The following is a 26,640-nucleotide window of genomic DNA, read 5'->3' as shown; positions in this document are numbered from 1 at the left end:
CTACTATTAGAATGGTTTTCGATGTTCCAGATAGCAGAATGAGGACATAGCGTCCTCATTCTTTTTATTTTTTGAGCTTGATTCGCAAGTTATTGGATTTCAACTTGCTCTTCGTTTGCTTCTGCTTGAGCGATTTCACCAATCACCCATGCGTTTTCGCCTTCTTCTTTAAGAAGAGCAACTGCTGCGTCTGCTTGGTCTTTTGGTAGTGCAACGACTAGACCAACACCACAGTTGAACGTACGGTACATTTCGTGCGTTTCAACGTTGCCTTTCTCTTGTAACCATTTGAAGATGATTGGCCATTCCCAGCTGCTACCATCGATAACGGCTTTTGTGCCTTCAGGCAGTACGCGTGGGATGTTTTCCCAGAAACCACCACCAGTGATGTGAGAGATCGCGTGGATGTCGTGCTTCTCAATCATCTTAAGTGCTGATTTGATGTAAATCTTAGTTGGTTCTAGTAGGTGTTCACCGATAGTGCGACCTGCTAGCTCTTCGTTCTTATCTGCGCCAGATACTTCTAAGATCTTACGGATAAGTGAGTAACCATTTGAGTGTGGACCGCTTGAGCCAACAGCGATTAGTGCGTCGCCTGCTGCTACTTTCGTGCCGTCAATCACGTCTTCTTTTTCTACTACGCCAACACAGAAGCCAGCAACGTCGTAGTCTTCGCCTTCGTACATGCCCGGCATTTCAGCAGTTTCACCACCGATAAGTGCACAGCCTGCTTGAACACAGCCATCAGCAATGCCAGAAACCACGTCTGCTGCAGTGTCTACGTCTAGCTTGCCAGTTGCGTAGTAATCTAGGAAGAATAGCGGCTCAGCACCTTGCACGATTAGGTCGTTTACACACATCGCTACTAGGTCTACACCGATGGTGTCGTGCTTGTTCATATCCAGTGCTAGACGAAGTTTTGTACCTACACCGTCAGTACCAGAAACCAGTACAGGTTGTTTGTATTTAGTCGGTAATTCACACAGTGCGCCAAAACCACCGATACCACCCATCACTTCAGGGCGACGAGTACGCTTAACCGCACCTTTAATACGATCTACAAGCGCGTTGCCTGCATCAATATCTACACCAGCGTCTTTATAGCTAAGAGAAGAGTTGTTACCACTCACAGGGAAGTCCTCGGTTTTTAAGTTGGATATGAAAACGGCGCTATTCTACCAGTGGTTAAATACAGATAGCAAACGTTTGCGTCGGTTTTTTTCTTTAGTGATCTATCCTGATATCCCTGCAAAAATCATGTATAATCTGAAGGTTTGTTTAAATATTGCCAAAAAAGCCGGAGATGGAAATGAAAGTTGTTGAAGTTAAACACCCTCTAGTAAAACACAAAATTGGTCTAATGCGAGAAGGTGACATCAGCACGAAGCGTTTTCGTGAGTTAGCGACAGAAGTCGGTAGCCTACTTACTTACGAAGCGACAGCAGACTTTGAAACAGAAAAAGTAACCATTGAAGGTTGGAACGGTCCTGTAGAAGTTGACCAAATCAAAGGTAAGAAAGTGACAGTTGTGCCAATCCTACGTGCTGGTCTTGGCATGATGGACGGCGTACTTGAGCACATGCCAAGTGCACGTATCAGTGTTGTTGGTATCTACCGTGACGAAGAAACACTTGAGCCAGTACCTTACTTCAACAAGCTTGCTTCTAACATCGACGAGCGTATCGCTCTAGTTGTTGACCCAATGCTTGCAACGGGCGGTTCTATGATCGCAACAATCGATCTTCTAAAAGAGAAAGGTTGTCAGGCAATCAAAGTGCTTGTTCTTGTAGCGGCTCCTGAAGGTATCGAAGCGCTAGAAAAAGCTCACCCAGACGTTGAGCTATACACAGCAGCAATCGATGAGAAGCTAAACGACAAAGGCTACATCGTTCCTGGTCTTGGTGACGCAGGTGACAAGATCTTCGGTACTAAATAATTCGGGCTTGATGCTAGATTATTACTGAATTGAAAAAACAAAGGCTTGGTGAAAACCAAGCCTTTTTTGTATCTGTTATATAGATAGAAGCGAGTTACGAGGGCAGGAAGGGCGACTTAAATCGATTAAGCCGCACTACAAATTACTTCGCGTTCTCTTCTTCCATTTGTGCGTTATCCACCACGTGATTTTCACCAAGGTCGTGTGGTAGCACTAGGTTAAGAATGATAGCCACGATACCACATAGGCTCACACCTTGTAGGCTGAACTCGCCAATACCGAAAGCCATGCCGCCGATACCAAACACTAGCGTTACTGCTACGATCACTAGGTTACGTGATTTGTGAAGGTCAACATGGTTCTTGATCAGTGTGTTCAGGCCAACTGTTGCGATAGAGCCGAACAGTAGAATCATGATGCCGCCCATAACTGGAACTGGAATCGTTTGTAGAGTCGCACCTAGCTTTCCAACCAGCGCAAGTACGATGGCTGTGATAGCGGCCCATGTCATGATCACTGGGTTGAATGCCTTAGTTAGCATAACCGCACCGGTTACTTCACTGTAAGTCGTGTTTGGTGGCGCGCCAACCATAGAAGCAGCAATTGTTGCTACCCCGTCACCCGCGATAGTGCGGTGAAGACCTGGCTTCTTCAGATAGTTTTTACCCGTTACGTTAGAAATCGCTAGCATGTCACCTACGTGTTCAACTGCCGGAGCGATAGCCACAGGGATCATGAATAAAATAGCGTTGATGTTGAATTCAGGCGCGGTGAAGTTTGGCATTGCTAGCCAAGCCGCTTGAGCAACCGGAGTGAAATCCACCACGCCGTAGAATAGAGACACAGTGTAGCCTGCCAAGATACCGCCAACGATAGGAACCAGTTTTAGGAAGCCTTTCGCGAATACGCTCAATGCAATCGTCGTTAGCAGTGACACTGCGGAGATGATAATCGCTGCGTCGCCGTTCACTAATTGAATTGCACCGTCACCTGATTTACCTACCGCCATGTTTACAGCCGTTGGTGCTAAGCCAAGACCAATCACCATGATTACTGGGCCAACAACGACAGGCGGAAGAATTTTATGGATGAATCCAACGCCGCGCACTTTGATCATCGCACCAAGGCCAACGTACACCAAACCAGCAGCCATCAAGCCACCCATGGTTGCACCGATACCCCAAGTTTGGATACCGAACATGATAGGAGCAATAAACGCGAAAGAAGAGGCAAGGAAGATTGGAACAGAACGTTTAGTAATCAGTTGGAAAAGAAGAGTACCGACCCCAGCACCAAACAAAGCAACGTTTGGGTCAAGGCCAGTCAGAAGTGGCACAAGTACGAGAGCACCAAAAGCGACAAAGAGCATCTGAGCGCCTTGTAACGCATTTTTCATAATAATTCCCTATTCAAAGATACGCAGACAAATCCGGCGAATCTTATCATCTGGCAATCGATTGCAATGTTGCCTAGATCAAACTTTTGTGTGGATTTATAAGGTCAGCGAATGTTTAGTTTCATGCGGGCCTTTTAAGTTGGTCAGAATACAGACAATTCACTCAGTACTCTTCTTGCTCAAGGTTTGATAGTTGCTTATCATGCGTGTTCTTGTTCAGAGGATTATGAAAACTATGCGCTATTTAGCTCTCTTATTGATAGGTTGGTTGTCTCTGCCAGTTTATGCATTAACTCAGGTAGATATCTATCGTGCCGAAGTGGCGATCGACGGTGAGCAAAAAGACGGCGAAGAACTCGCGCGTCAACAAGGTATGCAAGATGTGATTGTGCGTGCGACAGGCAGCCAATCTTCCCTTAGCAACCCAGTAATTAAGAAAGCAGTGGGTTCAAGTTCTCGCTATATTTCACAACTTGGCTATGGCCAAATGGATGGTCAAAGCAGCTTAAAAATGCTGTTTAACAGTGGCCAGATCCGCTCACTACTAACGCAAGCTCAGCTTCCTCTTTGGTCACCAAACCGTGCGAACATTCTGGTTTGGATGGTAGAAGAGCAAGGCTACGATCGTACGATTACATGGGAGCATTCAGATTCAACGAGTGCAGCGACGCTTCGTGATGCCGCACAAGCACGTGGCCTGCCAATCACGATGCCAGTGGGTGATTTCGATGATGTAACAGGCGTGAACGTTTCTGATCTATGGGGTGACTTTGTTGACCCAATCAGCCAAGCGAGCCAACGTTACCCAGTGGATGCGGTACTGATTGTTCGTGTTCAAGGCGATAAGATTCGTTGGACACTGTACGACCAATCTCCAGCTCAGCTTTCTGAGTCCAAACAATCTCCACGCAGTGGCTCGGCATCTGGCGCAAATGCGATTCCTGCAATGGTTGGTGGCATTGCCGATTACTATGCGAAGAAGAGCGCTGTCGTCGTTTCGAGCAAATCATCAGAAGCGATTGATGTGAAAGTGCTTAGCGTTTCCTCTGCTATGGATTTCTTCGAGCTAGAAAACTCACTAACAAAGTTGAGCTCGGTTGCTGGTGCTGAAATTAAGCGTATTCAAGGCAATCAAGTCACCTTAACTATCCATCTATTGGCTTCTCAACAAGCGTTTGAGCAAGAAGTCTCTTCTATTCGTTCTTTAGAAGTAACGGAAGACCCAATGGCTGGTATGGAAGAAGTTGTGCCGGCCCAGTTACCTGAAGAGCCTGCACAGCCAACGCAATTGCCAGCAACGACAGAAGATGCTCAAGCAGCGGAAGTGGTCGATCTAAATACAGATACAGCGCAACCAGAACAGCCTGTCGTAGTGAAGCCTGCACCAGAGCAGTACGACTTGATCTACAAGTGGAATGCGCCAGTTCGCACGCCTGTCGAGCCTGAAGAAAACTCAGAGATTGCGCCAGTGCTCGAAACGGATGTGGTTGAAGACCTAAACTAAGCATTAGGCCTAGCTAGCAACAAGCTGAACAAAAAAAGAGTCGCCAAGTGCGACTCTTTTTTATTTGGTATTTCTTGCTGGGAATGAGAGCACTGGAGGCTTCATTATCCAAATACGTATTGGGCTGGTTATTTATTGAAACTGCTATTTATTGAATTTAGCTTTCTCTTCTTTCTCTACTTGAGATAGACGTTTTAGCTTCAACCCCAACTCTTTACCACGCGCTCGTGCAAACAAGATGTTACCTGCAAAGCCGAGTGAAGTAAGGAGTAGTTCCACAGCCGCTAACCAACGCTCACCACCATCGATATACAAAATTGTCAGGGCGTGTAAGAAGTACAGCATCAAGACGAAGTTTGCCCATGCGTGCGTGTATGGCTTACCTGCAAGAATGCCTGGCAATGGTAAAAGTAGCGGGATACACCATGCGATAGCCAGCGTGGTACTGCTTAGGTGCGGGTGAGGGGAAAGCGCTAATTGCCAAATCGCGACCCAAGCTAACAATGCCAAATTGCCGAACAGTGCCATGTAGCGATAGGTTTGGGTTCGGGTGCTTAGAGGTGGTTGGTCAATAATGTCAGACATCGATTTCTTATCCTTGAGCTTACTGACTTCCTTTGAGCTTTTTCGCTGCGGTCGCCAGTCGTTTTCCTAATTGTTGTGCGAGACGAATCTCTTCTGCCGTAAGACTTGGTTCTTGTCCTACACTGCTTGCCCCGTATGGGGTCCCACCGGATTGGGTGGTATGCAGTTCTGGCTCTGAGTAAGGGATTCCTAACACCATCATGCCGTGATGCAGAAGTGGGGTCATCATGCTCTGTAGCGTGGTTTCTTGACCTCCGTGCATTGAGGACGATGAGGTAAACACACAAGCTGGCTTATCGATAAGATCGCCGTTCACCCACAAAGGTGTGGTTTGATCCCAAAAGTGCTTAAGCGGTGCTGCCATGTTGCCAAACCATACTGGGCTGCCAAACGCGAGGCCATCACACTGCTTCAACTCATCTAGAGTAACAATTGGATCGGAAGGGGTATGTGAGTGAGGTGACAATTCTTCAACTGTACGCAAAATCGCTTCGCAATGAGGAGTCGATTCGACCCCTCTTGCTATTTGTCTTGCCAGCTGTTTTGTCGAGCCATGACGGCTGAAATACAAAATGAGGATCTGGCAATCCATTTATAGAATTTCCAGTACTTGCTCTGGCGGACGACCAATTTTCGCTTTGCCGTTGGCAACCACAACAGGGCGCTCGAACAGTTTAGGGTTTTGTGCCATTGCTTCGAACAGTTGCTCGTCTGTCACTGACGCTTCACCCAGAGCAAGCTCTTTGTAGATGTCTTCTTTTGTACGCATCATTTCGCGTACAGAAGAGAAACCAAGTTGAGCGAAAAGTGCTTTGAGTTGTTCCACATTAAGTGGTGTATCAAGGTACTTAACGACTTCTGGTGTAACACCGTTTTGCTCTAGCAGTTCTAGAGTTTGACGGCTCTTTGAGCAACGAGGGTTGTGATAAATCACGACTGACATGGTTTTCTCCATTTCGTTATTGTAATGCCATGAATCGATCTCTTTGGATCATTAACTGGTCGATACGAGCGTCGTATCGTGCTTGTTTTAAGCTGCCCAGTTCCGCAATTTTACTTGCTTCAGAATAATATTGAATGGCTTTATTCCATCCTGCACGCAGCGCTAAAATTTCTGCGCGAGCGGCGAGTTCTTCGTCATTGCGACCCAGTGCGTGGTTACCTTTTGATAGAAGGTGCCAGCCGTTGGTATCTTCTGGGTTATCGTGTGTGTAACGTTGAAGAATGCGCACGGCTTCTTCATTCTTATTCGCTTCTAGCAAAGCGTTAGCGTAGTTGATGGACAGCACTTTGTTTTGCGGGTTGCGTTTCAGCGCACTGCTCAGCATATCAACCGCTTTTTGTGGCTTCTTCTGTGCGATGTACAAGTCGGTCATGGCATCCAAATAGAATGGGTTGCCAGGGTCTTGTTGCAGCAGCTTTTTCAGCAGTGGCTCAGCTTCACTCAAACGTTTGTTGTCTAGGTGAACGAGCGCTCGACCGTAATCAAAAGACGGGATGATCTCTGGAGAGGCTTTCTTTTGAGTTCGATTAAACCAACCCATTGCCGCTTGTCCATCGATACCTGCGTAACGCGCAACGATCCGAGCTCGCGTCAAATGGTAGTCAATCGACGGCATGATGCGCATTGGCGGATAAGCTCGGGCACGTGCTCGGCTATCGGTAATACGGTCTTCTGGTAATGGGTGAGTCAGCAGCATTGGTGGTGGCTTGCTGGCGTAGCGATATTCATCCGCTAGGCGACCAAAAAAACGTGGCATTGCTTGTGCGTCAAAGCCTGCTTTTGCCAGTGTCGCGATACCAAAACGGTCGGCTTCTTTTTCGTTTGAGCGGGTGTAGTTGATTTGGCTCTGCATGTTACCGGCTGTTGCTGCCGTCACGGCTGCCATCCCAGCTTCTGGAGAAGCAATGGCGAGTAGCAATGCACCAGCGAGTGCTGCCATAGTAGCTGGCGATCGACGAGCTTGTTCTTCCATGCTTCGTGCAAGGTGGCGCTGTGTGACGTGGGCAATTTCGTGCGCCACAACAGAGGCAAGCTCACTTTCAGTACGAGCGTGTAAAAACAGACCCGAGTGCAGGGCAACGTAACCACCAAAGAAGGCGAATGCGTTGATGTTGCGGTCACGGATCATAAAGAAGTGAAACGGAGTTTTTACGTCATTCGCATTGGCGACCAAACGGTGTCCAAGTGTGTCAATATATTCATTAATGACGGGATCGCTAACAATAGGGCTGCTGGCTCTGAGCATACGCATGTAAGCGTCGCCATAAATCAACTCCTGATCTATCGTCAGAGTACCTCCAGCTGCCGTACCAATATCAGGGAGCTCAAGGCTATTGGCGTAAATAGGTGTCGGTGTACTCAATGCAGCAGCAAGGCATAAACAAACTAGCGAGCGAGTGCGTTTTAACATACGGTTTAAAGATTCTCCAAAATACCGAAACATGGGTTGGGTGCCGAGTTCCTCTCAGCATGACCACCATGCATTATGGTCATCCTTATGGGATGAATATGCTAGCTATAAGACCGAAAATAAACGGATTGGTTTCGTAGATACTTCTTACAAGATGTTAAAATTTTGAATTATAAAGTCTTTGTCGTCTACGCTTAAATCACTAGCACCAGCTCAAAAAGCCGTTACAATACAACCCTATCACAAGTGCAGAGCAATACAATGGAATCCATGTTACTCGATTTGCGCGAGCAACGCTGCCCTATGGCACTGTTACTTGCTAAGCGTCACGCTGCAGATGTGTTTCAGGGAGAAACGCAGCAATATCATCAGCTTGTCATTCAAGTGGTGGATAAAAGCTCTAAACACGATATCGTGAAGTATTTACTTAACCAAGGGTATGCGGTGGATTGCCAAACTTCGCCGGAACACTTCACGTTGACAGTATTCAATAAGGAATCTTCATAAGATGCTTGAAATGGTAAGTCGTTGGTATAAGCGACGCTTTTCAGACCCACATGCAGTGAGCCTAGTGGCGATCTTGCTGTTCGGCTTTATCACAATTTACTTTTTCGGGCATTTGATTGCGCCATTGCTGGTGGCGATCGTTCTTGCATACTTACTTGAATGGCCAGTGACACAAATGTGCCGTTTGGGTATTCCGCGTACTTTCTCCGTCATTACCGTCATTCTTATTTTTATCGGTTTGATGCTGATTGCCGTCTTTGGTCTTGTGCCAACGATTTGGACGCAGGTGGGGAATTTAATAAACGATATTCCGAACATGTATGCAGGGTTACAAAAGTTCATTGCTACACTGCCACAGCGTTATCCTGAGCTGGCAAACCTAGAGATCGTAGAAACCGTTGTTACCAACGCGAAAAACCAAGCCATTGGTCTGGGTGAGAGTGTGGTAAAAGGCTCTTTGGCATCTTTGGTAAGCTTAGCGACACTGGCGGTTTATCTTATTCTTGTCCCACTGTTGGTATTCTTCCTGCTCAAAGACAAAGAAGAAATGCTGCGTATGGCGAGTGGCATTTTGCCGAAAAACCGTAAGCTAGCGAATAAAGTTTGGCACGAGATGAATGAGCAAATCTCGAACTACATTCGCGGTAAAGTGTTAGAAATCCTGATCGTGGGTGGCGTAAGTTACGTGACGTTCGCGATTCTTGACCTGCGCTACTCTGCATTGCTTGCTGTAGCGGTGGGTTTGTCAGTGCTAATCCCGTACATCGGTGCTGCTGCAGTGACGGTGCCTGTCGCGATTGTTGGTTTGTTCCAATGGGGCTTAACACCACAGTTCTACTGGTTATTGGTCGCTTACGGCATCATTCAGGCACTAGATGGTAACGTATTAGTCCCTGTATTGTTCTCTGAAGCGGTAAACCTTCACCCTGTGGCGATTATCGTTGCGGTGTTGGTTTTCGGTGGTTTGTGGGGCTTCTGGGGCGTCTTCTTCGCAATTCCATTGGCGACACTAGTGAAAGCGGTATGGAACGCACTGCCAAGTACTGAAGAAAACGAACCGATACAAGAATAGAAATCGAATCGAATAAAAAGCCCAGCGATTGCTGGGCTTTTTGGTATTTGGATGAAAGCTATGCTTACACGTTTTCTTTCAAGTAGTTCACAACCACTTCGTGGTGATCTTTGGTTTTGAACTTGTTGAACACGTGTTCAATCACGCCGTCTTCGTTGATCAGGAAGCTAATACGGTGAAGACCATCGTACACTTTACCCATGAACTTCTTCTCGCCCCACACACCAAACTGGTCAGCTACCGCATGGTCTTCGTCTGAAAGTAGCGTGAAGTTTAGTTCATCGCGTTCGATGAATTTACCAAGGCGTTTTACTGGGTCGATACTTACGCCCAAAACCACAACGTTGTGTGCATCTAGCTCTGCTTTTACATCACGCAGGCCTTTTGCTTGAGTGGTGCAACCCGGCGTCATCGCTTTCGGGTAGAAGTAAAACAGAACTTTTTTACCTTTGAAGTCACCGAGAGAAACGGTGTTGCCATCTTGGTCGAGCAAAGAGAAGGCTGGCGCTGGCGAGCCTGCTGTCAGCGTATTCATTGTTATATCCTTTACTTTATAGATTGTTTTTAATGAAATTCAGAGAACCTTGTACGTTGAGCGTATTACAAAGTTCATCGAAATCTTCTTGTAATTGCATCAGATTACAGTCAGAGCTCACTGAAGCGGTGATCGCAATGTGGAACTGATCGGCATCTAATTGGATTTTTGATTTACTGATTGTTTGCGCACTAAGGGAATCTAGACCAATCTGTTTATCGGCGAAGAATTGTGTGAATTTCTCTGTAAGGCCGATACGGTCTTCTGATTCGATGAACACTTCCATGGTGTAGCTGTTGTCGAGCAATTCGTGTGCTGACGTGCGTTTCATGATAGTGATAAGGTCGTGTTCTTGACCTAGTAGTGGCAATTGCGTTTCGACGCGGGTGACATTACTGGCGTTACCAGTAAGCAGCATGATAAGAGTGAATTCATTACCAAAGATAGCAATACGGCTATCGACAATGTTACAGCCAGCTTGTGTGACGAGCTTAACCACTTGGTTACATATGCCCGGACGATCCGTTCCAACCGCTGTAAGTACCAGATGTTGCTTCATAAATGAGCTTCTTGTCCTTTCTTCAATAGAGAGATGTTAGCACAGATACGGCACAGAAATGTCGAGTCAGTTCTTTTTTTAAACTTGTTAAAACGCTTTGTTGATTAAGTGAACAGTTTGATTGTTGAGTACTCTATTAATTCACTCAACGCTGACTTGAGCCTCATGACGAGAGAGTATATTCCGCGCCTAATTAAAAGCGGCGGCCTAGGCTTATTCGCGGCATGTCGCCACCAAACACAATTATCAGAATGGCTAGGATTGAGAACAAAATTCACATTTTAGTTGCGAGACCTCTAACAACTGATAATTATTCATTCATTTGTACTTTGTAAGCGAGTTTACGCTCTTGTGTTTTTCAATCGCATTACAGTACCATGCAGAAAGAGTAAAATGAGGGAGATAAACATGTTTTCAGGAAGTATCGTAGCGCTGATTACACCACTAAAATCAGATGGTGGAGTAGATTTTGATAGTCTACAAAAGCTTGTTGAGTACCATGTTGAAGCAGGTACAGACGGTATTGTTGCAGTTGGCACCACTGGTGAGTCAGCGACTCTAACCATTGAAGAGCATGTAAAGGTCGTGAATAAAACCGTTGAGTTTGCAAACGGTCGTATCCCAGTGATTGCTGGTACGGGTGCAAACGCAACCCACGAAGCAGTGACATTTAGCAAATTATTGGCTGATTCTGGTATTACGGGTTTCCTGAGCGTAACGCCTTACTACAACAAACCAACTCAAGAAGGTTTGTACCAACACTACAAAGCAATTGCTGAAGCGAGTGACGTACCTCTAATTTTGTACAATGTACCGGGTCGTACTGCGGTAGATATGTTGCCTGAGACAGTGGCACGCTTGTCAAAGCTTGATAATATCGTGGCTCTAAAAGACGCGACAGGCGATTTAAGCCGAATTGCACTTCACCGTGAACTTTGTGGCGAAGATTTTATCTTACTAAGTGGTGATGATGCGACTGGCCTAGAATTTGTTAAACTTGGCGGTCATGGCGTTATCTCGGTAACGAACAATATCGCGGCTAAGGACATGGCAGACATGTTCCATTTGGCAAGTGAAGGAAAATACGACGAAGCAGAAGCGATCAATGAACGTTTGATGACTCTGCACAAGAACCTATTCGTTGAATCAAGCCCAATCCCAGTAAAATGGGCTGCACATAAGCTTGGTTTGATTGAAGAAGGTGAACTGCGTCTTCCTTTGACCCCACTTTCTGAAAAATCGCAGCCAGTCGTGGAACAGGCGCTAACCGACGCCGGTATTTATTAAGATTGAGTTGCTAGGATTGAAGTTCATGCTGGGGGCAAATAAGCCCTCAGTGTTTTAGGAGTATAAATGAAGCTTTCAAGCCAGTTAGTGTTAAGTTCACTAGCTGTATTCGTATTGACTGCCTGTTCAGGTGGTGCAAACCAGCGTCGTCAAGCAAAAGACGACTTCGAGTACTTGAACACCCCACCTCTTGAAGAGTGGAGTGTTCCCGCAGGTGCTGTTCCTCAGTTTTACCCTAACTACCGTATCCCACAAGGTGAGTACGCTGGTGGTATTGGTAAAGAAGTGGATATTCGTCCGCCGCAGCAAGTATTGGAATTGATCCCTGGTGCTCGCCTAGATCGCAGCAATGACGGTGAAGTAACACTGTGGCTGCTTCGCAAGGATGAATTGGATAAAGTTTGGCAAACCGTTCAAGACATGGTTACTGAGAACAAGATCCCAGTAGAAAGCCAAACTGACAATCGTATCGAAACGGGTTGGGTAACTTGGAACTCACCAGATGAAGACATGGAAATCGGCAGCCGCTACGAAATTACTCGTGGTGAGATGAACGGTCGCCATGGCTTTAAAGTGAGCTTGATTGATTGGCGTGAAGGCGATCAAGTTAAAGAAGTAACACGTACTAACCGTGAGCGTTACAACGTGTTTATGACTAACTTGGTTACTGCTCGTTATGACCAGCACGTTCGTGAAGAAGCACAGCGTAAAGCACAAGAGTTAGTGAAACACATCCCAATTACCATGGGTAAAGACCGCAGTGGTCTACCAGTGATCATCGCTCGTGCTCAATACAACGTAGTGTGGAACCGCCTACCAGATATCATGCCGAAGATGGGCTTCACTATCGAAGAGCGCAGCCAATCTCAAGGTACGGTGACAGCGAAATACGCATCACCTGATGATGCGTTCTGGAATGACATCGGCGTGAAACCAGTAGACCTAGCAGCAGGTAAATACACTTTCCTATTGGGTGACTTGGGTAACCGTACTTCTATCAACATTACCGACTCTTCTGGTAAGCCAGTAGAAGAAGAATTCTTGAAGTCACTTGCGCCAGTATTGGCTGCGGTTGTGAAAGATTAATTGCTTAAGACAGCTAAGTAGTCAGACACAGATAAACAAAAGGGACCTTCTTGGTCCCTTTTTAGTATTTGTTTTAATGAGAGTACTCAGTACTTTGCTTTGAGTTTAGAGTAAGCTCAAATGTGATATTAACGAGAGTCGTCTTTCTTCTCACCATTTTCGCCGTAGCGTTCTTTATCCAGCTCGTTCAGCTTATCTAAATCGTTCTTACGACCTTTATCCATCTGACCAAACTTCATTTTTGCGGTGTACTTGAGCGCAGCAATATTCCCCACCACGATGCTGACCACTATGATGATAATGACCCAAGGGTTGGTTAATAGTTCAATCATAGAGCCTCCGGCGGCGTGATATTGTGAATGAATTTGGTAACGACCTTATCCAAATTATTCAATATGACGTCAATCCCTGCAATGTTATCGATCTGATTTTGCTCAATGAGCTGATTTCTCAGAACTTCGGGCGTCAAATGGGTTAGGCATTGTTGCCCTACAAAGCGATGGCTGATGTGCCAGGGTTCAATGGCAACGCCCCCCAGATCTTGCTGATAAGGGAAGAAGAAACCAAAGCGCTCTAAATTGGCTGCTAACCATTGATAGAAAGGTAACTGGTGACCTTCTAAGTATTCCCACGGCTCTAACTGCAATTGTGTGTCTGACGGTAGCAAGTTACGCGCGTAGACATCAAAATCACAACCCCAATGATGTCGGCTTCCGCCGGGTAGGGCAGACCAACGAAGAATGGCCATCAGCTTTTCTTTATCACTGAGTTTCGCCTTGTCTAGAGGCTGGGAGTGAGAATCTAAGATGGTTAAGTCACCGGCAAACTTACCGTTCCAGATCGCTTTTTGGCGGTTGAAATCGCGAAAGCCGCTGGCAATTTCCATCTTAAACCCCGCTTTGTTTGCCGCATCAATCATCTGCAACAAATCCTCTGCGACCTCTGGATGAAGCATAAAGGCTTTTTGACCCACTAAAGTGGATTGCAGGTGTGAGTCAGTGATTCCGGTAAGTTGCTCTGGTGTCATGGTGTTCTCGTTAAATACTACTTGCTACACACGTAGGCGCTATTTTGCTAACAGATGCTTTAATGTGTTCTCGTACATGTCAGTCAACTTTTCTAGATCGTCCACTTTCACACACTCGTTCACTTTATGAATCGTCGCATTAACAGGGCCAAGTTCAACCACCTGACCACCCATGCGGGCGATAAAGCGACCATCAGATGTGCCGCCTGTTGTCAGAAGCGCTGGTTTAGTGCTGTTTACTTCATCAACCGCTGCTACCACTGCGTCTAGCAATGCGCCAGTGTCAGTTAAGAATGGGTCGCCGTTGAAGGTCCATTTTAGATCGTAGTCTAACTCGTGCTTATCCAGCGTCTCAGTGATGCGTTGAACGATCACTTCATTGCTGAGCTCAGTGCTAAAGCGCAGGTTGAATTGAACGTTGAATTCGCCAGGAATGACGTTAGACGCGCCAGTCCCTGCTGAAACATTTGGGATCTGGAAACTAGTCGGAGGGAAGTAGTCGTTACCTTGGTCCCACTCAGTGGTGGCAAGCTCATGGATAGCCATTAGAGACTGGTGAACTGGGTTGTTTGCAAGGTGAGGGTAGGCCACGTGACCTTGTGTACCTTTTACGGTTAGGTCACCAGTGATTGAGCCGCGACGGCCATTTTTCACTACATCACCAACCACTTCTGTACTTGAAGGTTCGCCAACGATACACATGTCGATGTTCTCGCCGCGTTCCATTAGGGTTTCAACAACGCGAACGGTACCGTTGATGAATGGACCTTCTTCGTCTGAAGTGATCAAGAAGCCGATCGAGCCTTTGTGGTCCGGGTTTTCTGCAATAAAGCGCTCAACCGCAACCACCATACAAGCCAGTGAGCCCTTCATATCAGCCGCACCGCGACCGTGAAGGTAACCATCGATAATGGTCGGTTCAAATGGTGGTGTATCCCACAGTTCTAACTTACCCGCTGGCACAACGTCTGTGTGGCCGGCAAAAGCAAACAGTGGCGCTTCTGTACCACGGCGAGCCCAGAAGTTAGTAGTGTCTTCAAACACCATGACTTCGATTTCAAAACCAAGCGCTTTCAATCGCTCGATCATTACTTCCTGGCAGCCTGCATCTTCAGGCGTTACGGACTGGCGGCTAATCAGGTCTTTAGCAAGTGCCAGTACTGGACTGTCTGTCATCCTTGAGTGTTCCTTAAATTAAGAGTTAAAAATGGTCGCGTATTGGTCTGCTTTGAAACCGATATGAAGTTGGTCTTCAACTTTCAAGATTGGGCGCTTAATCATCGCTGGATTTTCTACTAACAGCGCGATTGCGTTTTCTTCGTTAAGAGAATCTTTTTGCTCTTGAGTCAGTTGACGGAAAGTTGTGCCACGCTTGTTCAGAACTTGCTCCCAACCTAGAGCGTTACAAAATTCCGTCACCATTGCCGCATCGATACCTTGTTTGCGGTAGTCGTGAAAATCAAAAGCAACGTTTTCCGCTTCTAGCCATTTCTTGGCTTTTTTAATCGTGTCGCAGTTTGGGATGCCGAACATAGTGATCGTCATATTATTTCCTTTTCTCTTTGTACTTTACTTATCGGTTTGCGCTATGGAACGCCCGATTTTGCATTGTTTTTGGCTGTTCAAGCATCCTATCAAGAAGCAACCAATGTGACAAAATCATGCGGCGAATATTTCACAGGTCAGTGCTCTATTCAGGCTTATTTTGTAGCTCATTCCTCCACCAAATGGTGATCAGATTGATAAAAAACTCGGCTAAATAGCACGGAAAAGTCGAGTTATTGATCAAACGCAACATCTCGCCGAGCAAAAAAGAAATAATGAATCAGCACAATTTTAGGAGGTGTCAATGGAATTGAGTCCTGTTTTTGCAAGGCGGCTATATTTGGCCTTGTTGGTGGAAAACCTAGAAAGGCCAAATGTACCAAAATTGATCGAAAGAACGGGGTGGCCTCGTCGTACTATTCAAGATGTACTCAAGGCATTACCGGGGATCGGCATCGAACTCATCTTCGTTCAAGATGGTCGACGTCATAACGACGGCTATTACCAACTTTCGGATTGGGGACCTTTTGACAGTCAATGGGTTCTTGAGCGAGAGGGAGATATCGCTAGCAGTCTTGGATTTCGTGCATAAGCCAGCAATTGCTGGCTTTTTTTACGTCTGGAAAACGCTTATTGGCAGCGGTAGGCAGTACCCAGCACGCTGAAAGAAGTCACAAAGTCTTGAGGTGAGACCATGTAAACGGTGTCGGCCTCGAGCAAAGCGGCGTTGTTTTTCAAATCGGCCATTGCACCATGCATCATGGCATCGTTGGTGTAGAACAAGTAATTATACCAATGCCCTTCGCTGCCAGTGACTTCACCTAGGTACTCGCATCGTTCTGGATTGAACTGACTATCAATGCGAATCTGCACATTACTACCTAGTTCAGTTGGCAGTGTGGATGGGGATGAACACCCCATCAAAGCCAATGCGATGCTTCCTATCATCACATAACGTTGCATGCTATTTCCCCATCATGATGTAAGCCGCAAAACCTGCCCAACTTAAAACCAATAGCGCCCAAGGTAAGACGGCAGGTTTGCTCGTTGGTGCTTCAACGTTTGCAGAATCTTGTTCAACTACGTCATCGACTTGGCGCTGTTTTTCTCTTTGCTGCTTTTTCTTCGCTTTATCCGCTTGTCGATTGCGCTCTTTCTGCTGCTTCTTGTACTGAGCAATGCCTTTCTCAATACCTTGAGCGATCAGTTTAGTCTGTTCTTTGGTTTGCCCTGGCTTTTGCGTGGATTTAGCAATCTTCATCGCTTCAGTTTGGGTTTCTTGGGAAGGAACGGGTGCTGCTGTGTTTTTCTTCTTCATGTTTCCATCGACGTCACTGTAAATCTAAACCTAGTTTACCTGCGTAAGATGATGAAATGAACTTTAGTTCTCATCTTTGCTGGGTTGCAACTCTTAAGCGATCGGTTAAAGTGGCGTTTTTATGAAACTAAGAAGACGATATTGTGCGTTACTCATTTGATCAGTACGACGCTCATGGATTTTTGAAAGCGCCAATTATGTTATGGCTAGGTTGGATGTTCCTAGCACGCTCTTGGGTGGTGTTTGCCATGGCAGGAGTGAGTAGAGACAGCGGTAGCAAGATACTATCGATTGTTTACCCCGACTCTAATACGTTATACCTCGGACTATCGATGGGTATTCCCAGCCTGTTGCTGATGTGGTTGATGGGCTTGCGTCATCCCGACAGAGGCTGGGTGAATCAAATTACCCGACATGGTCGCGCTATGACTTTGATCTTGTGCGGTATTCAATTGGCTCAGACCATGTATCATGTCTACCTCGAACATGGCGTATTCAACTGGGCAAACGCGCTCACTATTACCCTGTTAGCTTGGTTTATGATCTATCTTTTTAATGGAAGATGGGTGAAAGACTGTTTCAACGTGCCACAAGTTGAGCACAAAGAAGAACAGCCATCGAAGAATTAAGAACAAAAAATTCCCGCATGGGGCAATGTATAGAGGATTTCTCAATGTCACAAGCTCAAACGGCGATTGTGCCTGAAGCAGGACCATTTGCACTTTACACTCAGTTAAAAGTGAACCAAAACCGTGAAAACGTACTGGCGAAACTGAAAGCGCTACCTGAGCTAGTAAAAGAGCTCAATGCGAACCAACCAGATGCAGACCTAACAATTTCTATCGCATTCACTAAGTCTTTCTGGCAGCACCTAAACATGCAAATGCCAGAAGAGTTGATTGATTTCCCACAATTGGGTGAAGGTGACGTGATTGCTCCGGCATCAGACGTTGATGTGCTGATCCACTGTCATTCAACGCGCCACGATTTGCACTTCTACGTTCTGCGTAAGTTCCTAGTGGACACAGCAGAAGACGTAACAATTGTTGACGAAACATACGGCTACCGTTACCTAGATGCTCGTGACATGACAGAATTTGTTGATGGCACAGAGAACCCGAAAGGTGACGCACGTGCTGACGTAGCATTGATCAAAGACGGTGCTTTCGCTGGTGGTAGTTACGTGATGGTTCAACGCTTTGAGCACAACCTTCCTGCATGGAACCGTTTGAACGTGTCTGCACAAGAGAAAGTGATTGGTCGTACTAAGCCTGACTCTATCGAGCTAGAAGATGTTCCAGCCGCTTCTCACGTAGGTCGTGTGGACATCAAAGAAGAAGGCAAAGGCCTTAAGATCGTTCGTCACAGCTTGCCATACGGTACAGTAACGGGCGCACACGGTCTGTTGTTCATCTCTTACTGCAACACTATCCACAACATCAAAGTGATGCTAGAGAGCATGTACGGTGTTACCGATGGTAAGACTGACCAACTGCTTCGCTTCACTAAAGCGGTAACAGGTGCTTACTTCTTCGCTCCTTCACAAGAAATGCTAGCGGAATTGGCGATTAAGTAATTCTTCGCTAACCCTCCAATGATTAAAAAGGCAGAGTGATCTGCCTTTTTTGTTTCCCCCTCATTCTTGCCTGATAAGACTAACTGACCGTCAATGGTCTTTTGCCATCAATGGCGCCTTTCTCTAGTTCGTAAAGTGGGCTACTACTGTGACTGCTCCAGCGATGATCTTCGCGTGATTTCTTACGATATTGCGTTGGTGTCACACCAATAAAATTCTGAAAAGTCTCATAGAAACGGCTACTCGAGTTAAAACCTACCGTTAAGGCAATGTCCAATATTGTCCGGTCGGTATCACTCAGCAGTGCTCTGGCGTGGTTAATCCGCATCGCCGTTATGTATTGTTTGATGGTCATCTGCATGGTTCGTTGGAATACGTTCATCGCATAATTGGTATGCAGCCCAATATGCTCTGCGATGTCTTTGACCGTAATCGGCTGGTTATGGTGGGTGGCAATGTATTCCAGCATCTGACTGACGTAAAACTGCGAGTGTTTGGAGACGCCTTTTTTGGTCGACTTCTCTTGTCGATTGATGACCAGTTGCTCCCAGCCATCAAGGCACATTCGCTTTAACATGAGCCCAATTTCATCTATCGCTAATTGCTGACGGCTTTCTGAAGGGTGACTAATTTCTTCTGCCCAACGCGCTAACTCAAATTCACTGACCAATGCATTCGAGTTGGACTGCAATACGCAGCCGTGGGTGATCTGATTGACGAAGTCTCGATTTAGCGTCCAAGACATAAAGTGGTGAATCGGAATATTGATGATCCCCATATTATGACTCTTGCCCGGGTCGGTGAGCCTATGAGGCACCGACGCCCAAAACAATCCTATCGAGCCTGCTTTCACCACTATTGGACTGCCGTTAATGATGTACTCGACATCATCGCCAAAAGGAATGTTCACCTCTACTTGTCCATGCCAGTGATAACCCGGCATAGAGTGGGGCGGCCTAAGCTCGATATCGATTTTTTCATAGGAGGAGTACAGCGAAAGCGGACTTACAGAAACAGTTTCGGAAGAATACTTATCTTGAATCACCACTTTCAATGTATCTAACTCTGCCTTGGACTCTACCTTTGCCATCGCCCACCTCTTAGGAAACTGTATAAGTTCTTTGTACTAAATCTGTTGAAACAAAACTCAGAACAGCTTCAAAAACACCGACGACTCTGTTTTATAAGATTTTGGTTATGTGATTTAAATCGCCGTGCTAGCAAGCCTCAGCGTATCTTTCCACCTTCTTTATCCTTGATTTACACAAAAATATCCCATTTCCTAAGATTTTTTACTGGTTGATTTTAAATATTAGGAAACGGGAGAGTGATTGGTTTATCTGAGACGAATTCGGCCTTGCGACAGGTGTAACTTAAATGCATCGAAACAAAAGTATGAAAGCAAAAAGGATTCAACTATGAAAAGCCCTAAAATCACATTCATCGGTGCGGGTTCTACGATTTTTGTGAAGAACATTCTTGGCGATGTGTTCCATAAGCCAGCCTTCAAAGGGGCGCAAATTGCCTTGATGGATATTGATGAAATCCGCTTGGAGGAATCACACCTAGTAGTAAGCAAGTTGATGGAATCATCCAGTGCGACGGGGACGATCACTTGTCACTTAAACCAAAAAGAAGCATTGCAAGGCGCAGACTTTGTCGTCATCGCATTCCAAATCGGTGGGTATGAGCCATGCACTGTAACTGACTTTGAGGTTTGTAAGCGTCACGGTTTGGAGCAAACCATCGCCGACACTTTAGGCCCTGGCGGCATCATGCGCTCACTGCGCACTATTCCTCACCTTTGGAGCGTGTGTGAAGACATGACTGAAGTGTGTCCAAATGCCACCATGCTCAACTACGTTAACCCAATGGCGATGAACACATGGGCGATGTATGAGAAATATCCGCATATCAAACAAGTGGGCTTGTGCCATTCAGTGCAAGGTACGGCGGAAGAGCTTGCCCGTGACCTCGATATCGAATATTCAGATCTTCGTTACACCTGTGCGGGCATTAACCACATGGCTTACTACCTGACGCTCGAAAAGAAAAACGAGCAGGGGGAATATGTCGACATTTATCCTGATTTGCTTGAGGCATTTGAATCAGGCAAAGCGCCGAAGCCGGGTCTGCACCACAATGGTCGCTGTACCAACCTAGTCCGCTACGAAATGTTTAAGAAGTTAGGCTACTTCGTGACGGAATCATCAGAACATTTTTCTGAATACACCCCATATTTCATCAAACCAAATCGCCCAGATCTGATTGAACGTTATAAAGTGCCACTTGATGAATATCCTAAACGTTGTGTAGAACAAATTGCTGACTGGAAAAAAGACCTCGAAGACTTCAAAAACGCGGATCAAATCACCGTCAAAGAGTCGCATGAATACGCGAGCACTATCATGAACTCGATTTGGACAGGCACGCCAAGTGTTATCTACGGCAACGTGAAGAACGAAGCGTTAATTGACAACTTGCCACAAGGTTGTTGTGTGGAAGTAGCTTGTCTGGTCGACGCAAATGGTGTTCAACCTATCAAAGCTGGCCGACTACCAAATCACTTAGCGGCATTAATGCAGACCAACATCAATGTTCAAACTCTGCTGACGGAAGCCATCCTCACTGAAAACCGAGATCGTATCTATCATGCTGCCATGCTTGATCCTCATACTGCAGCAGTGCTTGGACTCGAAGAGATTTATGCCCTTGTTGATGACTTGATTGAAGCACATGAAGGCTGGTTGCCAGCGTGGGTGCATCAGTAAATCCAGAATCACAAAATCAATATCAATAAAAACGACAATAACGTGAATATACTGCGCCTTCTCGATGAGGAGGCGTAAGGAGCAACAAATGAGTATCTCTATGAATACCAAGCTAAGCTACGGCTTTGGCGCATTTGGTAAAGACTTCGCTATCACCATCGTTTACATGTATCTGATGTTCTACTACACCGATGTTGTTGGTATCTCGGCTGCCGCAGTGGGAACCATCTTTTTGGTGGCGCGTATTTGGGATGCGGTCAACGACCCGATTATGGGCTGGATCGTGAACAATACGCGCTCTCGTTGGGGCAAATTTAAGCCTTGGATTTTGATCGGTACCATTACCAACTCGGTCGTGTTGTTGATGTTGTTTAGTGCACATTACATCGAGGGACCATGGCTGCTTGCTTATGCTGCAGTGACTTACATTTTGTGGGGCATGACCTACACCTTAATGGATATCCCTTTCTGGTCACTGGTTCCAACACTGACACTAGACAAGCGCGAGCGTGAAGAGCTGGTTCCGTACCCTCGATTCTTCGCTAGCCTTGCATGGATTGTTACCGCCGCAATCGCAATGCCGTTCGTGAATTATGTCGGTGGTGACGACAAAGGATTTGGCTTCCAAGTGTTTGCCATTTTGCTTGTCGGTTGTTTCCTCGTCTCAACATATATCACGCTACGTAACGTGAAAGAGCGTTACTCAACTAGCAACCTTGACGTGACGAAACCTGAAGAAAAAGTCTCACTGAAAAAACTCCTCTCCCTTATCTACAAAAATGACCAACTGACTAGCGTGCTTTGTATGGCACTGTCATACAACTTGGCCACGAACATCATCACAGCCTTTGCGGTGTATTACTTCACCTATGTGGTTGGTAATGAGGAACTTTTCCCTTACTACATGGCGTATGCTGGTATTGCTAATCTAATTACTCTGGTTCTTTTCCCTAAACTGGCTCAAATGTTTTCACGTCGAGTGCTGTGGGCGTGTGCATCGAGCTTCCCGATCTTAGGTAGTGCGGTACTTATCTATGTAGGCATGTACGACAAACAAAGCATCTTGCTGATCTCTACAGCGGGTGTGTTATTGCAAATCGGTACGGCGCTATTTTGGGTACTGAACGTCATTATGGTGGCGGACACGGTGGACTATGGCGAGTACAAGCTAGGTTCACGCTGCGAAAGTATTGCTTACTCAGTACAAACGCTGGTGGTTAAAGCGGGTTCAGCTTTTGCGGCCTTCTTCATCGGTATCGCGTTAACTGCGGTGGACTATGTTCCAAACATGGAGCAGAGCCCTGAAACCGTATTTGGCATGCAATGCATCATGGTTGGCTTGCCTGCGTTCTTCTTTGCTATCGCTTTGGTTGTGTACTTCCGCTTCTACAAACTCAACGGTGCTTATCATCAGGAGATTCAAGATCATCTGACGGAGAAGTACGACCATATCGTAGCCAACGATTCTGATGAGAAAACGAAAGTCTCTCCAGAGTCCATCCAAGCAGTTTAACGCATCTTATAGCTATTAAAAATTAACAATAAACATGCCGGCGTCTTCATTTCATGTCGCCGGCAGCATCCCGAATAAACGTTATCCAATAACCACGCTATCCCTACGAGAAAAAAATGAAACTGAAAATACTTGCTTCAGCGATTCTTGTCGCCCTTGCTTTGTCCGGTTGTAATAGCTCGTCTGATGATGATTCTTCGAAAGGCGACAACCTTGTCTCAAATTCTACCTTTGAAAATGACGGTTTAGGATGGAGCTACTGGTTTGCCAATGTGAAGTATGAAGACGCTTATGTTGGTGAGTCGATGGCGAGGATTGCCACCGGAACCAACCATCATGTAAGCCAAACAGTCACCATTCCAGAGACGGGCTTTTATGATTTATCCGCCTTCATCAGCAGCCCAAGTGATGACGCCATTCTTGGCTTGAGTAATCTGACCGATGAGGTTCTAGTCAGCCAGACGATTGAAAAAACCAAAGACGAAAATGTAGAGGGTGAAATATATAAGCCAAATACTATGCCAGCTATTCCACTAGAGAAAGGCGAGCAAATTAAAGTCTGGTTTACAGGATCTGATGTCGGTGGGGTGAGCGTCGACAGTGTGTCTTTGGTAAGAGTGAACAAGAGCCAGCCTGTTCGTTTTAATCAAATCATCCAATTTAAAGCCGAGCAACAGGTCGGTGTGACGGGCATTGATAAAACTCAACGAACCGTCGAGTTCCAAGTGCCTTATGGCACCGATTTGAGTGCCATAAAGGTGAGTACCCTTTTGGTTTCTGAACAAAGCCGATCAAGCATGGATGTGGGTGAAGTCGTGGACTTTACTCAACCAGTGCAAGCGGTAGTAACAGATGCAAATGGTAAAGAAGAAAAATGGACATTAACGGCGATTGAAAAAGAGAAGCAGGTTGTCGTCACGTCCTCGAATCAGAAGCTTCAAGATTCGTTTGAATGGGCAATTGATAAAACACGTCGCTTCGTTATGACGGGGCAGCATGATCTGGTTAACCGTGATGAGAACAATAATGATGGTGATGGCACTGCTGATTACATCCCATCTTATTGGGCTGGCTACTTTGACCGAACGGCTTTCTACTCTCGCGACTTCTTACATCAAGTCAGTGGAGCCAAAATTGCAGGTTTAGATGCCGAAAACTTTTCGATGTTTAAGACCTTCGCTAAGCATTCCACGGAATCAAGAAAATGGTATACCTTGTGGGCGGTTAACTTTGATGGCACGCCACATACCATTGACTACAAAGACGACAGTTGGTTTGTACGTGAAGTGCCTGCGCAATTTGAGTTTGTGGAAAAAGCATGGAAGCAATATCAATGGACAGGAGACAAGCGTTACATCGAAGACCCAGATTTATGGCGTTTTTACACCAAGGTGCTAACGGATTATATCACGCTTCACGACGATCAAGATCCTAACGGTATTGCCGAAGGTTATGGTGGTATTTTTGAAGGATCCGCAACTTACAACGAGCGTGGCGAATTCCCAATTGAAGCCGGTGATGGCATAGGCTCTCAATACCAAGCGACGGTCGCGTATGCTGCAATGCTTGGAGCTCGTGAAGAGTACAGCGAGGCGGCGCTTTGGCAAGAGAAAGCACAGCAACTTAAAAACTTCTTTAATGAAGAGTGGAGTATCGCGGATCCAAATAAACCGCAGGACAATTACGTGAATATCGTTCAGCGTGATGGCTTCCGAATGAATGACTTCGGCAAAGAAAACAGTTGGTTCATGCCAATGAAGCTGATCACTGAACCTGGAGAACGTAACGACCGCTACTTAGACTTTATTGCAGAAAATCTGGGTGATGGAATTGGAAGTACGCCGGAAGCGCCATACAACATTGAGGCTTACACTTATATCCCAGAAACCTACTTCCCTTACAATCGTAATGCGGAAGCATGGAAGTGGATGCAGTACATCATGGATATCAAAGACGAGCCCCATGAGCGTCCAACTCAAGGTACTAACGGTGACTATCCTGAAATCTCTTTTACCTTTATTTCGAATACCATTGAGGGGTTGATGGGCATCAAGCCTGATGCGGCAAACCATCGAGTTGTAACCGCGTCTCATCTAACAACCGATATTGACTGGCTTCAAGTTGAGCAACTTCCGATGGGAGAGCACGAATTAACTTTGCGCCATGATGGTTTGGAGCGGTCGATGCTAACCAATACCTCCGAGCAAAACTTAGAATGGGAAGCTTGGTTCTATGGCGATTACCCGACGCTTATTGTTGATGGGCAGCCTGTTTCTGCTGAGCACAAGCTCGTTAACGGACAACGAGTGAGTTATGTGACAGTTACTCTTGCGGCCAACTCAAGCAGCGAAGTAAGAAAATAATCTGAGTCGTCTTTGCTTATAAATGCAAAGCCTAGTGTGTCATCACTAGGCTTTTTGCTATTCGCTGTCTCGTCGGGAAATGCGTAACTACTTCGCTTTTCTTAAAAAACATTAAACCTTTCTGAAATTTGGTCGATAAGTATCCAAAGCCTTAATTTCAGGACCTTTATTCGTGGCGATCACCGTTAATACCAATGTGGCAGCACTTGTCGCACAGCGTCATTTGACCAGTGCAACCGACATGCTGAACCAATCCATGGAGCGTTTGTCTTCAGGGAGGCGTATTAACAGCGCAAAGGATGACGCTGCAGGTCTACAAATCTCCAACCGTCTGCAATCGCAAATGCGTGGTTTGGATGTTGCCGTGCGTAACGCAAACGACGGCATTTCCATCATGCAAACTGCGGAAGGCGCGATGAATGAAGTGACTAACATCATGCAGCGTATGCGTGATTTGTCGCTTCAATCAGCCAATGGTTCAAACAGCAAAGCGGAACGCACTGCACTGCAAGAAGAGGTCTCTGCTTTAAATGATGAGTTAAGTCGTATTGCGGAAACCACCTCATTTGGTGGGCGTAAACTACTAAATGGCACATTTGGCACATCGTCTTTTCAAATCGGTGCAACTGCTGGTGAAGCGGTACAAATTGGCCTACGGACTATGCAGCCGGAATCTTTTGCTAGCTTTTCTATGAGATCATCTCAAAGGCTCGGCTCCGATTGGACGGTTCAAAACGGAAACAACGATATTGTTATCCACTATCGTGATAACAATTTTGAAGAGCAGGAGATCCGTATTGAAGCTAAAGCAGGCGACGATATAGAAGAACTCGCTACTTACATTAATGGGCAAACCGATAAAGTAAAAGCGTCTGTTAATGAAGAAGGGCAACTGCAGTTACTGATGTCCTATAAAGATGCCATAGGATACCCTGGACCAACCTTCAGCGGTGGTTTGGGTGATGAGTTAGAGCTTGACAAGTATGTCACTGTAAAACGAACGGTAGATAAAATTGATATCAGTACGGTGGGTGGTGCTCAAATGGCGGTCGGTATTCTAGATGACGCCATGAAAACAGTGGACAGCAGTCGTGCTGAGTTAGGTGCGTATCAAAACCGCTTTAATCATGCGATCAATAATCTGGATAATATCCACGAAAACCTAGCGGCTTCGAACAGCCGCATTCAAGATACTGATTACGCCAAAGAAACCACGCAAATGGTGAAGCAGCAGATTTTGCAACAGGTCAGTACTTCTATTCTGGCACAAGCAAAACAAGCGCCAAACCTTGCTTTGACGCTGCTTGGTTAATGGTTCGCACCACACGAATTTAACGCAAAATCAGCCTGTATCGACAATTCGAAAAGAAGCTTTAGCGAAAAATGAAAGTTTTTTTGCTTTTTTATCCGCTTCGTCACGATTACCTCTCCAAACGAATTATTTTCAAAAAAATCTAAAATTTTTTCTAAAGAAAACAGGGCATGCGCCGTTAATAAAAGTAACTTTGAGAGAACTACTTGGTTTTCCGAGACGTCGGAAACCGCTACATCGGAAAATCAATTGGAGAAATCACCATGGCAGTGAATGTAAACACAAACGTATCAGCGATGACCGCTCAGCGTTACCTAAACAACGCAAACTCAGC

Annotated in this window: 28 protein-coding genes and 1 pseudogene; 14 read left to right on the top strand and 15 right to left on the bottom strand. The window is 45.9% G+C overall.

Features of this window, described 5'->3' with window-relative positions:
* Nucleotides 1-89 precede the first annotated feature (89 nt).
* Nucleotides 90-1,130 (bottom strand): phosphoribosylformylglycinamidine cyclo-ligase, encoded by a 1,041-nt coding sequence (purM, locus tag QTO06_RS15460; RefSeq protein WP_005436839.1) that lies wholly within the window; start codon nt 1,128-1,130, stop codon nt 90-92.
* A gap of 179 nt (nt 1,131-1,309) precedes the next feature.
* Between purM and upp the strand changes: the two genes are divergently transcribed.
* Complete coding sequence (gene upp, locus QTO06_RS15455; RefSeq protein ID WP_005445324.1) at nt 1,310-1,936, top strand: uracil phosphoribosyltransferase; 627 nt, start codon at nt 1,310-1,312, stop codon at nt 1,934-1,936.
* Nucleotides 1,937-2,078: 142 nt separating this feature from the next.
* Here upp and QTO06_RS15450 read toward each other — a convergent pair whose 3' ends face one another.
* Nucleotides 2,079-3,332 (bottom strand): uracil-xanthine permease family protein, encoded by a 1,254-nt coding sequence (locus QTO06_RS15450; protein ID WP_009707401.1) that lies wholly within the window; start codon nt 3,330-3,332, stop codon nt 2,079-2,081.
* A gap of 235 nt (nt 3,333-3,567) precedes the next feature.
* Between QTO06_RS15450 and QTO06_RS15445 the strand changes: the two genes are divergently transcribed.
* The gene (locus QTO06_RS15445) at nt 3,568-4,836 is read left to right on the top strand and encodes a DUF2066 domain-containing protein (RefSeq protein ID WP_054824025.1); all 1,269 of its coding nucleotides are present in this window, start codon (nt 3,568-3,570) and stop codon (nt 4,834-4,836) included.
* 144 nt (nt 4,837-4,980) lie between these two features.
* On the opposite strand, the gene QTO06_RS15440 is transcribed toward QTO06_RS15445, so the two are convergent.
* From QTO06_RS15440 to QTO06_RS15425, 4 genes are read right to left on the bottom strand one after another with little or no spacing between them, the layout of a single operon-like run.
* Nucleotides 4,981-5,421, bottom strand: a complete 441-nt coding sequence (locus QTO06_RS15440; RefSeq protein WP_005436847.1) for a DUF2069 domain-containing protein — start codon at nt 5,419-5,421, stop codon at nt 4,981-4,983.
* 19 nt (nt 5,422-5,440) lie between these two features.
* Nucleotides 5,441-6,013, bottom strand: a complete 573-nt coding sequence (gene wrbA / locus QTO06_RS15435) for an NAD(P)H:quinone oxidoreductase (protein WP_009707399.1) — start codon at nt 6,011-6,013, stop codon at nt 5,441-5,443.
* A complete protein-coding gene (arsC, locus tag QTO06_RS15430; protein ID WP_180824740.1) occupies nt 6,014-6,364 on the bottom strand; it encodes an arsenate reductase (glutaredoxin) in 351 nt (116 codons plus the stop codon).
* A gap of 16 nt (nt 6,365-6,380) precedes the next feature.
* A complete protein-coding gene (locus tag QTO06_RS15425) occupies nt 6,381-7,835 on the bottom strand; it encodes a beta-barrel assembly-enhancing protease (RefSeq protein ID WP_331408795.1) in 1,455 nt (484 codons plus the stop codon).
* A gap of 270 nt (nt 7,836-8,105) precedes the next feature.
* On the opposite strand from QTO06_RS15425, the gene QTO06_RS15420 reads away from it, so the two are divergent.
* Complete coding sequence (locus QTO06_RS15420; RefSeq protein ID WP_009707396.1) at nt 8,106-8,342, top strand: sulfurtransferase TusA family protein; 237 nt, start codon at nt 8,106-8,108, stop codon at nt 8,340-8,342.
* A gap of 1 nt (nt 8,343) precedes the next feature.
* On the top strand, nt 8,344-9,414 hold the full coding sequence (locus QTO06_RS15415; protein WP_005436858.1) for an AI-2E family transporter: 1,071 nt from the start codon (nt 8,344-8,346) through the stop codon (nt 9,412-9,414).
* Between the two features lie 64 nt (nt 9,415-9,478).
* Here the strand turns inward: QTO06_RS15415 and bcp are convergent, their stop codons facing one another.
* Together bcp and QTO06_RS15405 are read right to left on the bottom strand one after the other, a co-directional pair.
* The gene (gene bcp, locus QTO06_RS15410) at nt 9,479-9,949 is read right to left on the bottom strand and encodes a thioredoxin-dependent thiol peroxidase (RefSeq protein ID WP_331408794.1); all 471 of its coding nucleotides are present in this window, start codon (nt 9,947-9,949) and stop codon (nt 9,479-9,481) included.
* A gap of 16 nt (nt 9,950-9,965) precedes the next feature.
* On the bottom strand, nt 9,966-10,508 hold the full coding sequence (locus QTO06_RS15405; protein WP_005436861.1) for a glycine cleavage system protein R: 543 nt from the start codon (nt 10,506-10,508) through the stop codon (nt 9,966-9,968).
* 408 nt (nt 10,509-10,916) lie between these two features.
* Between QTO06_RS15405 and dapA the strand changes: the two genes are divergently transcribed.
* Nucleotides 10,917-11,795, top strand: coding sequence for a 4-hydroxy-tetrahydrodipicolinate synthase (gene dapA, locus QTO06_RS15400; protein WP_331408793.1), 879 nt, complete (start codon nt 10,917-10,919; stop codon nt 11,793-11,795).
* Between the two features lie 66 nt (nt 11,796-11,861).
* The gene (gene bamC, locus QTO06_RS15395) at nt 11,862-12,881 is read left to right on the top strand and encodes an outer membrane protein assembly factor BamC (RefSeq protein WP_331408792.1); all 1,020 of its coding nucleotides are present in this window, start codon (nt 11,862-11,864) and stop codon (nt 12,879-12,881) included.
* A gap of 128 nt (nt 12,882-13,009) precedes the next feature.
* Here bamC and QTO06_RS15390 read toward each other — a convergent pair whose 3' ends face one another.
* Genes QTO06_RS15390 through QTO06_RS15375 form a run of 4 tightly spaced genes read right to left on the bottom strand, consistent with a single transcriptional unit; the run spans nt 13,010 to nt 15,453 of the window.
* Complete coding sequence (locus QTO06_RS15390; RefSeq protein ID WP_033005406.1) at nt 13,010-13,213, bottom strand: DUF2897 family protein; 204 nt, start codon at nt 13,211-13,213, stop codon at nt 13,010-13,012.
* Entirely contained in the window at nt 13,210-13,908 is a 699-nt protein-coding gene (locus QTO06_RS15385; RefSeq protein ID WP_331408791.1) for a M15 family metallopeptidase, read from the bottom strand. Before QTO06_RS15385 ends, QTO06_RS15390 begins: the two co-directional genes overlap by 4 nt.
* 39 nt (nt 13,909-13,947) lie before the next feature.
* Nucleotides 13,948-15,084 (bottom strand): succinyl-diaminopimelate desuccinylase, encoded by a 1,137-nt coding sequence (gene dapE / locus QTO06_RS15380; protein ID WP_199437797.1) that lies wholly within the window; start codon nt 15,082-15,084, stop codon nt 13,948-13,950.
* A gap of 18 nt (nt 15,085-15,102) precedes the next feature.
* On the bottom strand, nt 15,103-15,453 hold the full coding sequence (locus QTO06_RS15375) for an ArsC family reductase (RefSeq protein ID WP_005436871.1): 351 nt from the start codon (nt 15,451-15,453) through the stop codon (nt 15,103-15,105).
* A 304-nt stretch (nt 15,454-15,757) separates the two neighbouring features.
* Here QTO06_RS15375 and QTO06_RS15370 point away from each other — a divergent pair, with 304 nt between their 5' ends.
* Nucleotides 15,758-16,045 (top strand): winged helix-turn-helix domain-containing protein, encoded by a 288-nt coding sequence (locus QTO06_RS15370; RefSeq protein ID WP_005445349.1) that lies wholly within the window; start codon nt 15,758-15,760, stop codon nt 16,043-16,045.
* A gap of 38 nt (nt 16,046-16,083) precedes the next feature.
* Here the strand turns inward: QTO06_RS15370 and QTO06_RS15365 are convergent, their stop codons facing one another.
* Entirely contained in the window at nt 16,084-16,416 is a 333-nt protein-coding gene (locus tag QTO06_RS15365; protein WP_331408790.1) for a DUF4156 domain-containing protein, read from the bottom strand.
* Nucleotide 16,417: 1 nt separating this feature from the next.
* Nucleotides 16,418-16,771: a DUF2956 domain-containing protein gene (locus tag QTO06_RS15360; RefSeq protein WP_045480567.1), complete on the bottom strand. Its 354-nt coding sequence runs from the start codon at nt 16,769-16,771 to the stop codon at nt 16,418-16,420.
* 143 nt (nt 16,772-16,914) lie between these two features.
* Between QTO06_RS15360 and QTO06_RS15355 the strand changes: the two genes are divergently transcribed.
* On the top strand, nt 16,915-17,400 hold the full coding sequence (locus QTO06_RS15355; RefSeq protein ID WP_331408789.1) for a DUF2919 domain-containing protein: 486 nt from the start codon (nt 16,915-16,917) through the stop codon (nt 17,398-17,400).
* Between the two features lie 44 nt (nt 17,401-17,444).
* Nucleotides 17,445-18,347 (top strand): Dyp-type peroxidase, encoded by a 903-nt coding sequence (locus QTO06_RS15350; protein WP_331408788.1) that lies wholly within the window; start codon nt 17,445-17,447, stop codon nt 18,345-18,347.
* A 79-nt stretch (nt 18,348-18,426) separates the two neighbouring features.
* Here the strand turns inward: QTO06_RS15350 and melR are convergent, their stop codons facing one another.
* Nucleotides 18,427-19,437, bottom strand: a complete 1,011-nt coding sequence (gene melR, locus QTO06_RS15345) for a transcriptional regulator MelR (protein ID WP_331408787.1) — start codon at nt 19,435-19,437, stop codon at nt 18,427-18,429.
* A gap of 328 nt (nt 19,438-19,765) precedes the next feature.
* Here melR and QTO06_RS15340 point away from each other — a divergent pair, with 328 nt between their 5' ends.
* The 5 genes and pseudogenes from QTO06_RS15340 to QTO06_RS25560 form a co-directional block, all read left to right on the top strand.
* Nucleotides 19,766-21,118, top strand: a complete 1,353-nt coding sequence (locus QTO06_RS15340; RefSeq protein ID WP_331408786.1) for an alpha-glucosidase/alpha-galactosidase — start codon at nt 19,766-19,768, stop codon at nt 21,116-21,118.
* An 88-nt stretch (nt 21,119-21,206) separates the two neighbouring features.
* Nucleotides 21,207-22,631 (top strand): melibiose:sodium transporter MelB, encoded by a 1,425-nt coding sequence (gene melB, locus QTO06_RS15335; protein ID WP_331408784.1) that lies wholly within the window; start codon nt 21,207-21,209, stop codon nt 22,629-22,631.
* Between the two features lie 116 nt (nt 22,632-22,747).
* On the top strand, nt 22,748-24,994 hold the full coding sequence (locus QTO06_RS15330; RefSeq protein WP_331408783.1) for a hypothetical protein: 2,247 nt from the start codon (nt 22,748-22,750) through the stop codon (nt 24,992-24,994).
* A 172-nt stretch (nt 24,995-25,166) separates the two neighbouring features.
* Nucleotides 25,167-26,306, top strand: a complete 1,140-nt coding sequence (locus QTO06_RS15325) for a flagellin (protein WP_331408782.1) — start codon at nt 25,167-25,169, stop codon at nt 26,304-26,306.
* Nucleotides 26,307-26,569: 263 nt separating this feature from the next.
* Nucleotides 26,570-26,640: pseudogene (locus QTO06_RS25560) on the top strand (flagellin); the annotation flags it as partial.

It is taken from the genome of Vibrio sp. M260121 (genome assembly GCF_036533715.1).
GTDB lineage: Bacteria > Pseudomonadota > Gammaproteobacteria > Enterobacterales > Vibrionaceae > Vibrio.
Note: the sequence above shows the minus strand (reverse complement) of the source record. Positions and strands in the feature narration are given on the sequence as shown.

Excerpts from the sequence above, each read along its gene's own strand:
- QTO06_RS15365 (WP_331408790.1), bottom strand. The coding sequence starts at position 16,416 with ATGCAACGTTATGTGATGATAGGAAGCATCGCATTGGCTTTGATGGGG.
- QTO06_RS15370 (WP_005445349.1), top strand. The coding sequence starts at position 15,758 with ATGGAATTGAGTCCTGTTTTTGCAAGGCGGCTATATTTGGCCTTGTTG.
- QTO06_RS15415 (WP_005436858.1), top strand. The coding sequence starts at position 8,344 with ATGCTTGAAATGGTAAGTCGTTGGTATAAGCGACGCTTTTCAGACCCA.
- QTO06_RS15390 (WP_033005406.1), bottom strand. The coding sequence starts at position 13,213 with ATGATTGAACTATTAACCAACCCTTGGGTCATTATCATCATAGTGGTC.
- QTO06_RS15445 (WP_054824025.1), top strand. The coding sequence starts at position 3,568 with ATGCGCTATTTAGCTCTCTTATTGATAGGTTGGTTGTCTCTGCCAGTT.
- bcp (WP_331408794.1), bottom strand. The coding sequence starts at position 9,949 with ATGAATACGCTGACAGCAGGCTCGCCAGCGCCAGCCTTCTCTTTGCTC.
- dapA (WP_331408793.1), top strand. The coding sequence starts at position 10,917 with ATGTTTTCAGGAAGTATCGTAGCGCTGATTACACCACTAAAATCAGAT.
- QTO06_RS15340 (WP_331408786.1), top strand. The coding sequence starts at position 19,766 with ATGAAAAGCCCTAAAATCACATTCATCGGTGCGGGTTCTACGATTTTT.
- melR (WP_331408787.1), bottom strand. The coding sequence starts at position 19,437 with ATGGCAAAGGTAGAGTCCAAGGCAGAGTTAGATACATTGAAAGTGGTG.
- QTO06_RS15360 (WP_045480567.1), bottom strand. The coding sequence starts at position 16,771 with ATGAAGAAGAAAAACACAGCAGCACCCGTTCCTTCCCAAGAAACCCAA.
- QTO06_RS15450 (WP_009707401.1), bottom strand. The coding sequence starts at position 3,332 with ATGAAAAATGCGTTACAAGGCGCTCAGATGCTCTTTGTCGCTTTTGGT.
- upp (WP_005445324.1), top strand. The coding sequence starts at position 1,310 with ATGAAAGTTGTTGAAGTTAAACACCCTCTAGTAAAACACAAAATTGGT.
- wrbA (WP_009707399.1), bottom strand. The coding sequence starts at position 6,013 with ATGGATTGCCAGATCCTCATTTTGTATTTCAGCCGTCATGGCTCGACA.
- QTO06_RS15330 (WP_331408783.1), top strand. The coding sequence starts at position 22,748 with ATGAAACTGAAAATACTTGCTTCAGCGATTCTTGTCGCCCTTGCTTTG.
- QTO06_RS15405 (WP_005436861.1), bottom strand. The coding sequence starts at position 10,508 with ATGAAGCAACATCTGGTACTTACAGCGGTTGGAACGGATCGTCCGGGC.
- QTO06_RS15350 (WP_331408788.1), top strand. The coding sequence starts at position 17,445 with ATGTCACAAGCTCAAACGGCGATTGTGCCTGAAGCAGGACCATTTGCA.
- QTO06_RS15420 (WP_009707396.1), top strand. The coding sequence starts at position 8,106 with ATGTTACTCGATTTGCGCGAGCAACGCTGCCCTATGGCACTGTTACTT.
- QTO06_RS15385 (WP_331408791.1), bottom strand. The coding sequence starts at position 13,908 with ATGACACCAGAGCAACTTACCGGAATCACTGACTCACACCTGCAATCC.
- dapE (WP_199437797.1), bottom strand. The coding sequence starts at position 15,084 with ATGACAGACAGTCCAGTACTGGCACTTGCTAAAGACCTGATTAGCCGC.
- arsC (WP_180824740.1), bottom strand. The coding sequence starts at position 6,364 with ATGTCAGTCGTGATTTATCACAACCCTCGTTGCTCAAAGAGCCGTCAA.
- QTO06_RS15425 (WP_331408795.1), bottom strand. The coding sequence starts at position 7,835 with ATGTTAAAACGCACTCGCTCGCTAGTTTGTTTATGCCTTGCTGCTGCA.
- QTO06_RS15440 (WP_005436847.1), bottom strand. The coding sequence starts at position 5,421 with ATGTCTGACATTATTGACCAACCACCTCTAAGCACCCGAACCCAAACC.
- QTO06_RS15375 (WP_005436871.1), bottom strand. The coding sequence starts at position 15,453 with ATGACGATCACTATGTTCGGCATCCCAAACTGCGACACGATTAAAAAA.
- melB (WP_331408784.1), top strand. The coding sequence starts at position 21,207 with ATGAGTATCTCTATGAATACCAAGCTAAGCTACGGCTTTGGCGCATTT.
- bamC (WP_331408792.1), top strand. The coding sequence starts at position 11,862 with ATGAAGCTTTCAAGCCAGTTAGTGTTAAGTTCACTAGCTGTATTCGTA.